13 protein-coding genes are annotated in these 11777 nt (G+C 58.4%); 9 read left to right on the top strand and 4 right to left on the bottom strand.

Going from position 1 to position 11777, the window contains the following annotated elements; genetic code table 11:
• The 3 genes from lpdA to CKW20_RS23565 all read left to right on the top strand — a co-directional run bounded on the left by lpdA (position 1) and on the right by CKW20_RS23565 (position 3110).
• Positions 1-1383, top strand: coding sequence for a dihydrolipoyl dehydrogenase (gene lpdA, locus CKW20_RS23575; RefSeq protein ID WP_095055044.1), 1383 nt, complete (start codon positions 1-3; stop codon positions 1381-1383).
• A 231-nt stretch (positions 1384-1614) separates the two neighbouring features.
• Entirely contained in the window at positions 1615-2634 is a 1020-nt protein-coding gene (locus tag CKW20_RS23570; RefSeq protein ID WP_095055043.1) for a branched-chain amino acid aminotransferase, read from the top strand.
• Positions 2635-2768: 134 nt separating this feature from the next.
• On the top strand, positions 2769-3110 hold the full coding sequence (locus tag CKW20_RS23565) for a hypothetical protein (RefSeq protein ID WP_095055042.1): 342 nt from the start codon (positions 2769-2771) through the stop codon (positions 3108-3110).
• On the opposite strand, the gene CKW20_RS23560 is transcribed toward CKW20_RS23565, so the two are convergent.
• The gene (locus tag CKW20_RS23560; protein WP_095055041.1) at positions 3100-4026 is read right to left on the bottom strand and encodes a LysR substrate-binding domain-containing protein; all 927 of its coding nucleotides are present in this window, start codon (positions 4024-4026) and stop codon (positions 3100-3102) included. The genes CKW20_RS23565 and CKW20_RS23560 overlap by 11 nt on opposite strands.
• Positions 4027-4131: 105 nt before the next feature.
• On the opposite strand from CKW20_RS23560, the gene CKW20_RS23555 reads away from it, so the two are divergent.
• Positions 4132-4740 carry a LysE family translocator gene (locus tag CKW20_RS23555; protein ID WP_095055040.1) on the top strand — a complete coding sequence of 203 codons (609 nt, stop codon included), beginning with the start codon at positions 4132-4134 and terminating at the stop codon, positions 4738-4740.
• Here CKW20_RS23555 and CKW20_RS23550 read toward each other — a convergent pair.
• Positions 4737-5501: a helix-turn-helix transcriptional regulator gene (locus tag CKW20_RS23550; protein WP_095055039.1), complete on the bottom strand. Its 765-nt coding sequence runs from the start codon at positions 5499-5501 to the stop codon at positions 4737-4739. The genes CKW20_RS23555 and CKW20_RS23550 overlap by 4 nt on opposite strands.
• A 79-nt stretch (positions 5502-5580) precedes the next feature.
• On the opposite strand from CKW20_RS23550, the gene CKW20_RS23545 reads away from it, so the two are divergent.
• Positions 5581-6687 carry a cytochrome P450 gene (locus tag CKW20_RS23545; RefSeq protein ID WP_095055038.1) on the top strand — a complete coding sequence of 369 codons (1107 nt, stop codon included), beginning with the start codon at positions 5581-5583 and terminating at the stop codon, positions 6685-6687.
• 1 nt (position 6688) lies between these two features.
• Here CKW20_RS23545 and dmeF read toward each other — a convergent pair whose 3' ends face one another.
• Positions 6689-7618, bottom strand: coding sequence for a CDF family Co(II)/Ni(II) efflux transporter DmeF (dmeF, locus tag CKW20_RS23540; protein WP_095055037.1), 930 nt, complete (start codon positions 7616-7618; stop codon positions 6689-6691).
• 507 nt (positions 7619-8125) lie between these two features.
• Here dmeF and CKW20_RS23535 point away from each other — a divergent pair.
• From CKW20_RS23535 to CKW20_RS23525, 3 genes are read left to right on the top strand one after another with little or no spacing between them, the layout of a single operon-like run.
• On the top strand, positions 8126-9346 hold the full coding sequence (locus CKW20_RS23535) for an S-type pyocin domain-containing protein (protein WP_095055036.1): 1221 nt from the start codon (positions 8126-8128) through the stop codon (positions 9344-9346).
• Between the two features lie 15 nt (positions 9347-9361).
• On the top strand, positions 9362-9601 hold the full coding sequence (locus CKW20_RS23530; RefSeq protein WP_095055035.1) for a pyocin S6 family toxin immunity protein: 240 nt from the start codon (positions 9362-9364) through the stop codon (positions 9599-9601).
• Positions 9602-9653: 52 nt separating this feature from the next.
• Complete coding sequence (locus CKW20_RS23525) at positions 9654-9962, top strand: hypothetical protein (RefSeq protein WP_095055034.1); 309 nt, start codon at positions 9654-9656, stop codon at positions 9960-9962.
• A 242-nt stretch (positions 9963-10204) separates the two neighbouring features.
• Here CKW20_RS23525 and CKW20_RS23520 read toward each other — a convergent pair whose 3' ends face one another.
• Complete coding sequence (locus tag CKW20_RS23520; RefSeq protein WP_007895103.1) at positions 10205-10543, bottom strand: FKBP-type peptidyl-prolyl cis-trans isomerase; 339 nt, start codon at positions 10541-10543, stop codon at positions 10205-10207.
• Between the two features lie 165 nt (positions 10544-10708).
• On the opposite strand from CKW20_RS23520, the gene CKW20_RS23515 reads away from it, so the two are divergent.
• The gene (locus tag CKW20_RS23515) at positions 10709-11773 is read left to right on the top strand and encodes a sensor domain-containing diguanylate cyclase (RefSeq protein WP_095055033.1); all 1065 of its coding nucleotides are present in this window, start codon (positions 10709-10711) and stop codon (positions 11771-11773) included.
• The last annotated feature ends 4 nt before the right edge of the window (positions 11774-11777 follow it).

The following is an 11777-nucleotide window of genomic DNA, read 5'->3' as shown; positions in this document are numbered from 1 at the left end:
ATGCAAACTCTGAATACCACGCTGCTGATCATTGGCGGCGGCCCCGGCGGTTATGTGACGGCGATCCGTGCCGGCCAGCTGGGCATCTCGACCATTCTGGTGGAAGGCGAATCGTTGGGCGGCACCTGCCTGAACATCGGCTGCATTCCGTCGAAGGCGTTGATTCACGTCGCCGAACAGTTCCACCAGACACAACGCCACAGCCAACACTCGGCGCTGGGCATCAGCGTGTCGGCGCCAACCCTGGACATCGGCAAGAGCGTCGAGTGGAAGGATGGCATTGTTGATCGCCTGACCACCGGCGTCTCGGCGCTATTAAAGAAGCACAAGGTCCAGGTCATTCAAGGCTGGGCCAAGGTCATTGACGGTAAAACCGTCGAAGTCGGCGACACACGTATTCAGTGCGAGCACCTGGTGCTGGCCACCGGTTCGAAAAGTGTGAACCTGCCGATGCTGCCGATTGGCGGGCCGATCATCTCCTCCACCGAAGCGCTGGCGCCGAAAAGCGTGCCGAAACGGTTGGTCGTGGTCGGTGGCGGTTACATCGGTCTGGAACTGGGGATTGCCTATCGCAAACTCGGCGCCGAGGTCAGCGTGGTCGAGGCGCAGGATCGCATTCTGCCGGCTTACGATGCCGAACTGACCCATCCGGTGCACGAAGCGCTGAAGCAACTCGACGTGAAGCTTTACTTGAATCACAGCGTTGAAGGCTTTGATTTACAAGGAAATAATCTGCAAGTTCGGGATCCGAACGGTGACACCTTGAACCTGGAAACCGATCAGGTGCTAGTGGCCGTCGGTCGCAAACCCAACACCCAAGGCTGGAACCTCGAAGCCTTGAATCTGGAGATGAACGGTTCGGCGATCAAGATCGACAACCGGTGCCAGACCAGCATGCGCAATGTGTACGCCATCGGCGACTTGAGCGGCGAACCGATGCTCGCCCACCGGGCCATGGCTCAGGGTGAAATGGTTGCCGAGCTGATCAGCGGCAAACACCGCGAATTCAACCCGACCGCCATCGCCGCCGTGTGCTTTACCGACCCGGAACTGGTAGTGGTCGGTAAGACCCCGGATGAAGCCAAGGCTGCGGGGCTGGACTGCATCGTGTCCAGCTTCCCGTTCGCCGCCAATGGCCGGGCGATGACATTGGAGTCGAAAAGCGGTTTCGTGCGGGTCGTAGCGCGTCGCGACAATCATCTGATTGTTGGCTGGCAGGCGGTGGGTGTGGGCGTGTCGGAGTTGTCGACGGCGTTCGGTCAAAGCCTGGAAATGGGCGCCCGGCTGGAAGATATTGCCGGCACCATCCACGCGCATCCGACGCTCGGCGAGGCAGTGCAGGAAGCGGCGTTGCGTGCCCTTGGTCACGCGCTGCACCTGTAAACCGAACCTGTAGGAGCGAGGCTTGCCCGCGAACAAGACACCACGGTGTATCTGAACCACCGCGTTATCGTTCTTCGCGGGCAAGCCTCGCTCCCACAGGGAATGATCAGTGCGAGAGAGATCGCAATCTGGGCTGCGAAATGGGCCCGGAATGAAGTATTGTTGTCCCCATCCAGAAAAATGTCAGAAGCCTTGAACCGTTTCGGCGGTTGTTAAGTGATAGAGGGTGTCATGGGTAACGAAAGCATCAATTGGGACAAGCTGGGTTTTGACTACATCAAGACAGACAAGCGCTATCTGTCGCACTGGCGTAATGGCGAGTGGGACAAAGGCACCCTGACTGAAGACAACGTGCTGCACATCAGCGAAGGCTCCACTGCCCTTCACTATGGCCAGCAGTGCTTCGAAGGTCTGAAGGCCTACCGCTGCAAGGACGGCTCGATCAACCTGTTCCGCCCGGACCAGAACGCCGCACGCATGCAACGCAGCTGCGCACGCCTGCTGATGCCGCACGTATCCACCGAACAGTTCATCGAAGCGTGCAAGGACGTGGTGCGCGCCAACGAGCGTTTCATCCCGCCTTACGGCACTGGCGGCGCGCTGTACCTGCGCCCGTTCGTGATCGGCGTGGGTGACAACATCGGCGTGCGTACCGCGCCCGAGTTCATCTTCTCGATCTTCTGCATCCCGGTCGGCGCCTACTTCAAGGGCGGTTTGACCCCGCACAACTTCCTGATCTCCAGCTACGACCGCGCTGCCCCACAAGGCACCGGCGCGGCCAAGGTCGGTGGCAACTACGCCGCCAGCCTGATGCCGGGCTCCCAGGCCAAGAAGGCGCATTTCGCCGACGCCATCTACCTGGACCCGCTGACCCACACGAAAATCGAAGAGGTCGGCTCGGCCAACTTCTTCGGGATCACCCACGACAACAAGTTCGTCACGCCGAATTCCCCTTCGGTATTGCCGGGTATCACTCGTCTGTCGTTGATCGAACTGGCCAAAACCCGTCTGGGCCTGGAAGTGGTCGAAGGTGATGTGCTCATCGACAAGCTGTCCGACTTCAAGGAAGCCGGTGCCTGCGGTACTGCTGCGGTGATCACGCCGATCGGCGGCATCAGCTACAACGACAAGCTGCATGTATTCCACAGCGAAACCGAAGTCGGTCCGATCACCCAGAAGCTCTACAAAGAGCTGACCGGTGTACAGACCGGCGATGTCGAAGCGCCAGCGGGCTGGATCGTCAAGGTTTGATTTGACGCACCTGTCCGTTTGAACATCAAAGTCCGGCCATCACCTTGAAGGCCGGGCTTTTTTTCGTCCGTGTTTCGTGGGAAACGCCACTAGACTTGCCCCACGTAACAGCTATTAACAGGTGCCATCAAACCATGGGCAAATTCTGGCGAAAGTATCTGGCCTTGCTGGACACCGATTTCACCACGCAAGTGTTCGATAACATCAAGAACCTGTTGGTCTGCGCCCTGCTATTTGCGGCGGGCACCAATGCGTTGCATAGCGATCAACAGTTGTTTATGGGCTTGCTCGCCTCGAGTCTGGCGGGTTGGGGGCTGATTCTGGTGTCAGCGGTGTTGATGCTGCTTAGTGTCAGTGACGGCCTGCGACGGCTGTCCAAGTTGCCGTATCACACGGTGCTTCAAATTATTTTGTTTCTGCTTTACCTGATTTTGGCAGTGCGTGTGGTGGAGATCGTCTGGGTTTTCAGGGCGTAGCGGTCACAGCATGAGGTGTTTGCCCATGCAGCTCATCCTGAGCAATCCGGGCAAACAACCACTCCACAAACACCCGTGTGTGCGCCGTCACGTCCGGCGCAACACCGTAGTAATAACGCGGTAACGGCACACGCAACTCGGGCAACGGGCAGATCAGCTGGCCGCTTGAAAGATGGGTGCCCAGCAGAGAGGTCGGGCACAAGGCAATACCCTCTCCCATCACCGCGGCCTGAAGCACCAGATGCATGTGATCAAATTGCCGGGTGACCTGAGTGGCTGACTGGCTTTGACCAAAATGCATGGCCCAATGGTGCCAGTCTTCGCGACGCGCCTTGGCGGTCAGTAACGTGTGCCGGCTCAGCGAAGTGAGGTCTTCAAGTGGCAGGCGCTCGATCAGCGATGGCGCCGCGACCAGTAACAGTTCATCTTCGAAAAGCGCTCGCGCCTCGATCGCCGGAGCCCAATCGTCACGACCACGGCGAATGACGATATCGAACCCATCGCGAGCCTGATCGGGCGCCTGGGTTTGAGTGATTACCTGCGGTTTGATGTCCGGGTGCTGCGCCATGAAATCCGGCAGCCGGGGCGTCAGCCAAAGCGCGGCAAAGGACGGGCGGACATTGATCTTCACCGTAGGCAGCGAGGCATGCTCCTTAAGCGCAGCGGCGGCGTTGGCGATCTGCGCCAACCCGGCACTGACCTGCTCATAAAAGCGCTGGCCGGCCGGCGTCAGTACCGATTGACGGATGCGCCGCTCGAACAGCAGCACGCCCAGGTACTCCTCCAGCAATTTGATGTGCCGGCTGACGGCACTGTGGCTGACATGCAGCTCTTCGGCCGCCAGGCTGAAGCTCTGATGACGAGCAGCAACGGCGAAGGCGCGAACAGCATTAAGCGGCGGTAGTTGATTTTTCATGCGTCTAATTTAGTCACCTATGCGCTTTAATTAAAGCGTTTGTCACGCCCTCGTCGTCACGCCAATCTGCCAGCACGCAGCCAGCGCCACCTGACGGAGCAAGACATGAACAGCTACGGACTCTTTATACTTTTCGCCACCCTGACCATTTTGAGCCCGGGGCCTGGCGTGGTCCTGACCCTGTCCAACGCGATACGCCACGGTTGGGCGGGAGCCGTGCCGGGCATTCTGGGGATCGCGTCGGGGGCGTTCGTCGTCGCCGCCATCAGCGCCACCAGTGTGGGCCTGATACTCAGCACCTCCGCGAACGCCTTTACCGCGTTGAAATACGCCGGGGCCGCCTATTTGTTGTACCTGGGCTACAAAAGCTGGCGCTCGGATCGTTCCAGCACGCTGCTTGAAACGCGCCCCTCAAGCCCCGGCTATCGCTTCGTTGAAGCGGCTTCGCTGCAGTTTTTGAACCCCAAGGCGGTGTTTTTCTTTCTGGCGGTGTTCCCGCAATTCATCGACACCTCGGCGCACTTCTACGCCCAGTTCTTCAAACTGGTCGCCTCCTATGCCGTACTGGTAATTCTGGTGCATGGCAGCTATGCCTTGCTCGCCAATGCCGCCAAAGGCTGGTTGTCGAGCCCGAAGGGTTCCTGGGTGGCCGCCAAAGTTTCGGGCGTGACCTTCACAGCCTTTGGCGTGCTCATGGCCTCGGCCAGTCGCTAAGCCACAGGGTTGGCCATCGCGCCGCGCCTGCTCTCGATGGGCGCGGGTTGTTCTGCCGTCACTTGAACCGGTAGCTCAACGGCGAAGCGGCTACTGAATTCCTTGCGCCCCAGCGCCGTCAACGCCAGCGCCCGACTGTCCAGATCCTGCGTCACCCATTTACGTTTGATCGCCGTGTGCAGCAACGCCGCGCCCAACGCGCCACCCAGGTGCGGCCGACGCATGCTCCAATCCAGACACGGGCAGGCGAAGCGGCGGCGCAAAGTGCTGAGATCCTTGATGTCGATACCCAAGCCTTCGAACAGCACTTCACCGCTGTCGCTCAGGCGATAAGCCTGTTCGTCGGTGTCCAGCAACCACCCCGCTTCGATCATCCGGTCATGCAGCAACACTGCCAACGTGCCGGCCATGTGGTCGTAGCAGGTGCGAGCGAATTGCAGCCGATCCGGAGTGCGTGGGTTGAACGTCGGCGCAGCGTTCTGGCCGATCACCATCAGCGCTTCCAAGGCCTGGGCCACGCGTTTGTCGGCGAGGCTGTAATAGCGGTGACGGCCCTGAACGTGTAAACGCACCAGCGCCAGTTCCTTGAGCTTGGCCAAGTGAGCGCTGGCGGTGGAAGCGCTGACTTCGGCAACCGCCGCCAGTTCGGTACTGGTGCGGGCGTGGCCGTCCATCAGCGAACAGAGGATTTTCGTCCGGGCGGGTTCCGCGATGGCTGCGGCCACTTGAGAGACGCCGATGTCATGTTGTTCTGCGTTCATATTTCGCTCCCGGACGAATCGTCGTCTTTTCGAGTGGGAGATAGTAGCAACACTTTCCCGACCGACAAGGCTGCGACCCATGGATCCGATCATCGCTGCGACTCACCCCGACCCTTATCCCTACTACGCGCAATTGCGCGCCGAGGGTGGGCTGTTTTTTCATCAAGGACTGAAACTGTGGGTGGCCAGCAGCGCCCGTGCCGTTGCCGCCGTGCTGGCGCATCCGGACTGCCATGTCCGGCCGTCCCACGAGCCGGTGCCCCAAGTGATTGCTCAAGGCATGGCCGGCAAGGTGTTCGGTCAGTTGATGCGGATGAACGAGGGCGAACGGCAGCGTTGCCCGAGGGCGGCGATTGAGCCGGGGCTGACGTTGATTGACGTGCACGAGGTCAATGCATTGGTCGGCGCTCGATTGATTACCCCGGGTGCCGACGGGTTGTACGCGGCGATGTTTCGCGGGCCGGTCTGCGTAGTGGCGGCGTTGCCGGGGTTTTCTCCGGCTCAGGGCCGGGCCATCAGCGAGCTCACCGCCGATTTCGTTGCCTGCCTGTCACCGCTCAGCGATCCGGCGCAACTGGACGCCGCCCATGTCGCGGCGGAACAGCTGAAGGGTTATTTCATCGAGCTTCTGGACGACCCGAACAATCGAAGCACCTTACTCGCCGGTATCCGGCAGCGCTTCGCTGACACATCGACCGATTCTGAAACCTTGATCGCCAACCTGATCGGCCTGTTCTCCCAGACCTATGAAGCCACCGCCGGGCTGATCGGTAATGCGCTATTGGCGTTGATCCGAAACCCACAGTTGGATTCGACTCATGTTGATGACCTGATCGCTGAAGTCCAGCGCTTCGACCCGTCGGTGCAAAACACCCGCCGCTTCGTCGCCGCACCGTGTGAAATCGACGGCGTGAGCCTGAACCCCGGCGACGTCATCCTGGTGCTGCTGGCCTCAGCCAATCGCGATCCGCAGCTTAATGACAATCCCGATGCGTTTTTGCTCGACCGCCCGAACCGTCGCAGCTTCACTTTCGGCGCGGGTCGTCATCAATGTCCGGGGCAGGTGTTGGCCATGAGCATTGCCAGTGCCACCCTGACTGAGATCCTGGCGATGAAACCTGCTTTGGACTGTTTGACCTGGCACTACCGCCCTTCCCTGAATGGGCGCATTCCGGTCTTTGCCTGACTCAAGCGTTGCGATATTCAACCGTCAGGTGAGACAACTCATGAACCGGCGCCAGACGTTCGCGAATGGCGTCGGCATTGACACCCGCCACGGCCACGACGCTGACTATCGCCGCCCGCGCCTGGGGGCCGACTTGCCAGACGTGAAGGTCACTGATGCGAACATCGTCCGTCGATTCGAGCAGTTCACGAATTTCGGCGGCGACGTGCTCATCGGTGGTATCGAGCAACACGGCGGCGCTGTCACGCATCAAGCCATAAGCCCATCTCGCGATCACGATGGCGCCGACGATCCCCATCACCGGGTCCAGCCAGACCCAACCCAGGTAGCGCCCGGCCAGCAACGCCACGATGGCCAGCACCGAGGTCAACGCATCGGCCAGTACATGCAAATACGCCGAACGCAGGTTGTTGTCGTGATGATGAGCGTGGGCATGACTGTGATCGTGATGATCATGGCCGTGATGTCCATGATTGCCCGACAACAGAAACGCACTGACGATATTCACTGCCAGCCCCACCACCGCAATCACCGTCGCTTCGGTGAAGGCAACGGTGGTCGGTTGAAACAGTCGCACGATGGATTCGCCAGCGATGCCGATCGACACCAGGCCCAGCACTACGGCTGAAGCAAAACCCGCCAGATCCCCGACCTTGCCGGTACCGAAACTGAAGCGCGAGTTGTTGGCATGCCGCCTGGCAAAACCGTAAGCCGCCGCGGCAATGCCCAAGGCCCCGGCGTGGGTCGCCATATGAAAACCGTCCGCCAGCAGTGCCATGGAACCGGTGATGTAACCGGCGGCAATTTCGCCAATCATCATCACAAACGTCAGCGCCACCACCCACAACGTGCGGCGGGCATTGTCATCGTGGGCCGCCCCCAGAAACAGGTGGTCGTGGGTAAAACGCGAAGTTTGAGGTGTCAGTGTCATGGGGCGAGCCTCTATTTCGAGTAACGGCGGATGGCTTGCAGCAAGTCTCTACCGATAAAACCGGGGCTAGCAAGACATTAATCCGTGTTTCGTCAGGTTGACCACGTCATCGTTCATCGCGGGCTTGCCCGCGAAGGCTCCTGACAAACAACGCATCATTTCAGCCTGGCGCAACAGGCCACATCGCCTTTCATTTGTGGCGAGGGAGCTTGCTCCCGCTCGGGTGCGCAGCAGCCGTAAAATCGGTGCATGCGGTCAGTCTGAAGAACCGCGATGATTGGATTTGGGGTCGCTGCGCAACCCAACGGGGGCAAGCCCCCTCGCCACGAATAACGAAAAACCCGTCATCTCTGTTTGCATAGATGGAGGGTTTCTCCGTTTCAGCTCAACGCATAGCGACAAACGCCATTTGTAACAACGGCCAGAGTTTCAGACCCGTCCTACATCTTTCAAATGCCCTTTGATATAGCGTCCGCATCGTTTTCAAAAGATGAAACAAGGACGCTCATGGCTCGCAAAACAGACATACCTCGGGTTCAAAACCCACCATCGGGCGACGGGCACCACATCACCAGCCGCTACATGACCGCCACCGAACTGGCAGAGCGCGACGCCAGACAAAAATCCTATGACGACATATTGGCCCGACAGCAGGCATATGAAGACCGTTTTGTCAGGCAACCTCTGCAGCAGGATCAATCCAGCTCCATGGGTTGCGTGTTCACCAAAAGCTGCAACCTCCCCGACGGCGTAATAAACCACGACAACCCAGCCGGGTTCGTCCCTGTCGAGAAACTGACCGACTACGGAAAATTCTCCCTGCTGGGTGGCCGCGAAAGGGATGCGGCGGGAAACATCCCACTCAAAAAAATCAGTGGCAGCGCGTTACCTGCTGCACTGGGAACGCTTCTTCTGGGCGGAGTTGGTGCTGCTGGTACCGGGATGGGTGCTGCTGGCGCAGGTATAGTGACGGCTGGTGTTGCAGCTGGAGCCTTGGCTGGAATGGTTGCATTGCTGTGGCCGTCGAGCTTGGGCGACAGCTCCCTGTACACAGAAGAACAGCTCAAATCGCTCAAGGAAGGCCGTACACGGGTTCGACTGCATGTCGAGCAACAAGCTGACGGCACCTTGAAGGGTTATGGGTACAACACCCAGAAGCGCCGTGACTGGGAAATAATTCCTGTAGTCCGGTTCAAGAGTCAGGGTTCTCAGCAGGTGGCTGACTTTGGTAATGGGATAACCTTGATATGGACGCCAGCGGTTGACCCATCCAGCACCTCAGGGATTCCCCCGCTAGAGGCCGCACCACAAGCACCTCAGATCTGGATTTATCCGCCTACCGAACAGGCAGATAACATCATCGTCAACCCGATCTACCCGACTGAGTACAAGGACTACATTCTTGTTTTCCCGGCTGATTCAGGTGTGCAGCCGCTGTATGTTGTGGTTTCAAGATCTGCTGGCGGCGGTGATATAAAGTACCACCGGCCGCCGTTGGCATTGCCTGCATTTCCAGATGCCCTTCCTGTTAAATCAAAAAGCAGTGTTCAGGGCGGGGGGAGTAAGCGCAGCCGGTGGAAAGACCGAAAGGGGCGAATATATGAATGGGACAGTAAGACAGGCGCAATAGAGAAGTATGACAGTCAAGGTAAGCATCTTGGCGAGTTCAGTCACGAAACTGGTGAACAGATAGACCCCGCAAAACCCGGCAGAACCACCCCAAAATAAATTAAGAGGCTATTTATGTTTTTATGGATTAGTGGGTTTTTAAAAGGTGATGGCGAAGATGATTCCTTAAAATACGACTTTACAGTTCGACCTGAGTTTGAAGTCGCGGTAATGGGTGTTCTTGGGTGGAAAAGTCTTGATGAAAGTGCGGATGGAGAATGGTTACTAACCGGCGAGCAAATCCAACAAATCGCTATAGTTCTCAATGAGCAGTTACCGACCGAACTGGATCTCTTCATAGGGGTGCGGGAGTAGGTACAACTGAGATGGGAGTTAAAAAGTGAGCCTTCGCTACCAAGATCCATCAATGAGCCACGAGGAAGCGATGAGGCTTCTAGCTAGCGGCGAAGAAACTAACGTTGCCACCGCACTGGTTTCTATCGGGCTGAATGAGCAAGACAAGATTTGGGCTCAGAACACCTGCCTGAAGTACCTCGAGAGTGAATCCGAATCGGTTGCAGCAGCTGCCATCACCGCGCTCGGTCACATAGCCCGCAGACAGGGTGATCTGGACTTGGGTGCTGTACTCCCGGCCCTTGAAAAACTGAAGGAAAAATTCCCCTCCCTGGAAGGGACTGTGGCGGACACCCTTGATGATATTGAGGCATTCACCTGACTCACCCATCGGCAAAAGAACACTGGGGATCGCCAAGATCACAGCCTTCGACAGCTCGCCGACCGGGTACACCCGTGGAATCGAAGCCGTACGACATCCGGAGCTGCCGCTGGCTGCGATCTTTTGGGACAGCCAACGCTTAACTACCTGGCATCAGCGCAATCCCCCTCGCCACAGACAAAAAAAACTGCCATTTCTGTGGAAAGAAATGGCGGGTTTTGTCGTTTCAGCTCACACAGCCATCAATCATCCCGCGTCAGCACTTCCAGCAATTCAATCTCGAAAATCAGGTTCGAATTCGGCGTGATCGCGCCCATCGTCCGCTCGCCATAGGCCAGATGCGCCGGCACCAGCAGCTTGCGTTTACCGCCAACCTGCATGCCCATGATGCCCTGATCCCAGCCCTTGATCACCCGCCCCGTGCCAATCACGCACTGAAACGGTTTACCCCGACTGTAGGAAGAATCGAATTCAGTGCCGTCTTCCAGCCAACCCCGATATTGAGTGGTGATCAGCGCGCCTTTGACGGCGGCTTTTCCGTCGCCCACTTCAAGGTCGATTACCTGCAATTCATCATTCATTACATTCACTCTAGTGTGCGCTTGCCCGAACAGGCTTCATGGGCGCCGTTTTCCCAGAAATACAGGCTGTTGGCAACCGTTTCGGCCTGTCTCCGGCGGTGGCCGTGAACTAATATACCCACCACCTCCTCCCACGGTTCGATACACCATGATCGCAATTCCTCAATGAGTCAGCTCTGGACCAACGCGGCCATCGGCTCAATGACGCTTGCCTTGATCGTCGCGCTGATCTTGCGCGATCGTTGGCTGCAAAAGCAGTTGGCCGAGTGCCGTGCGCTGATCGACGACCTCACAGAGGGACAAAGCATCCGCCAGGAAGGTGACGTCGAACGCTTCAAACGCAGCCAATACTTTGCCCGCATTGGCACCTGGGACTGGGAAGTCGATACCGACAAACTCTATTGGTCGGACGCGATCTACGGCATGTTCGGGTTCAAGATCGGCGAGGTGACGCCCTCCTACGCTCTGTTCTGCGCCTGCGTGCACCCGGACGACCGGGTCAAGGTCCGCGCCGGAGAACTGCGTTGTCTGGAAACCGGTGAAAACCATGACGAGGAATACCGCGTGGTCTGGCCGGACGGCAGCATCCGCTGGCTGCGGGAAACCGGCAATGTGGTCAAGAATGCCCATGACGCAACGATCAAGATGATGGGCGTGGTACGCGACATCACCGAAGAAAAAGCCTCCGCCAGTTACCTGCAACACCTGGCCCATTACGACCCGCTGACCGGCCTGCCCAATCGACTGGTGCTTGAAGAACGCCTGTCCGAGGCCCTGGAACAGGCCCGCATCAGCGCCACGCGGGTTGCCCTGGTGTTTGTCGACCTCAATGGTTTCAAGGCAATCAACGACCACTATGGCCATGCGGCCGGCGACCGCGTGCTGGTCGCAACCGCTACACGCCTGAAGAGAATCCTGCGTTCAACCGACACCGTCGCGCGGATCGGTGGCGACGAGTTCGTGGTCATTCTGCAAGGCCTGCCCCAAGGCAACAGCCTGCAAGACGAAGCCCACAGCATCTGCCAGAAAATCTTCATCGAACTCGCACCGCCAGTGGTCATCGGCAACGACCAGCGCCACATCGGTAGCAGCCTGGGCGTGGCGGTGTTCCCGGACCATGCGCCGAGCATGGACCGGTTGATTCACATTGCCGATCTGGCGATGTATGAGGCTAAGCGCAGCGGGAATAATCAGTATCGGTTGGGCGGTCAGACGGTGAGCCGGGTCTGATGCA

Source organism: Pseudomonas sp. Irchel s3b2, from assembly GCF_900187445.1.
Taxonomy (GTDB): Bacteria; Pseudomonadota; Gammaproteobacteria; order Pseudomonadales; family Pseudomonadaceae; genus Aquipseudomonas.
This window is presented reverse-complemented; position numbering and strand designations above follow the sequence as displayed.

What these genes read in the sequence shown, in the direction of transcription:
- lpdA (WP_095055044.1), top strand. Translation starts at nt 1, where the DNA reads ATGCAAACTCTGAATACCACGCTGCTGATCATTGGCGGCGGCCCCGGC.
- CKW20_RS23570 (WP_095055043.1), top strand. Translation starts at nt 1,615, where the DNA reads ATGGGTAACGAAAGCATCAATTGGGACAAGCTGGGTTTTGACTACATC.
- CKW20_RS23565 (WP_095055042.1), top strand. Translation starts at nt 2,769, where the DNA reads ATGGGCAAATTCTGGCGAAAGTATCTGGCCTTGCTGGACACCGATTTC.
- CKW20_RS23560 (WP_095055041.1), bottom strand. Translation starts at nt 4,026, where the DNA reads ATGAAAAATCAACTACCGCCGCTTAATGCTGTTCGCGCCTTCGCCGTT.
- CKW20_RS23555 (WP_095055040.1), top strand. Translation starts at nt 4,132, where the DNA reads ATGAACAGCTACGGACTCTTTATACTTTTCGCCACCCTGACCATTTTG.
- CKW20_RS23550 (WP_095055039.1), bottom strand. Translation starts at nt 5,501, where the DNA reads ATGAACGCAGAACAACATGACATCGGCGTCTCTCAAGTGGCCGCAGCC.
- CKW20_RS23545 (WP_095055038.1), top strand. Translation starts at nt 5,581, where the DNA reads ATGGATCCGATCATCGCTGCGACTCACCCCGACCCTTATCCCTACTAC.
- dmeF (WP_095055037.1), bottom strand. Translation starts at nt 7,618, where the DNA reads ATGACACTGACACCTCAAACTTCGCGTTTTACCCACGACCACCTGTTT.
- CKW20_RS23535 (WP_095055036.1), top strand. Translation starts at nt 8,126, where the DNA reads ATGGCTCGCAAAACAGACATACCTCGGGTTCAAAACCCACCATCGGGC.
- CKW20_RS23530 (WP_095055035.1), top strand. Translation starts at nt 9,362, where the DNA reads ATGTTTTTATGGATTAGTGGGTTTTTAAAAGGTGATGGCGAAGATGAT.
- CKW20_RS23525 (WP_095055034.1), top strand. Translation starts at nt 9,654, where the DNA reads ATGAGCCACGAGGAAGCGATGAGGCTTCTAGCTAGCGGCGAAGAAACT.
- CKW20_RS23520 (WP_007895103.1), bottom strand. Translation starts at nt 10,543, where the DNA reads ATGAATGATGAATTGCAGGTAATCGACCTTGAAGTGGGCGACGGAAAA.
- CKW20_RS23515 (WP_095055033.1), top strand. Translation starts at nt 10,709, where the DNA reads ATGAGTCAGCTCTGGACCAACGCGGCCATCGGCTCAATGACGCTTGCC.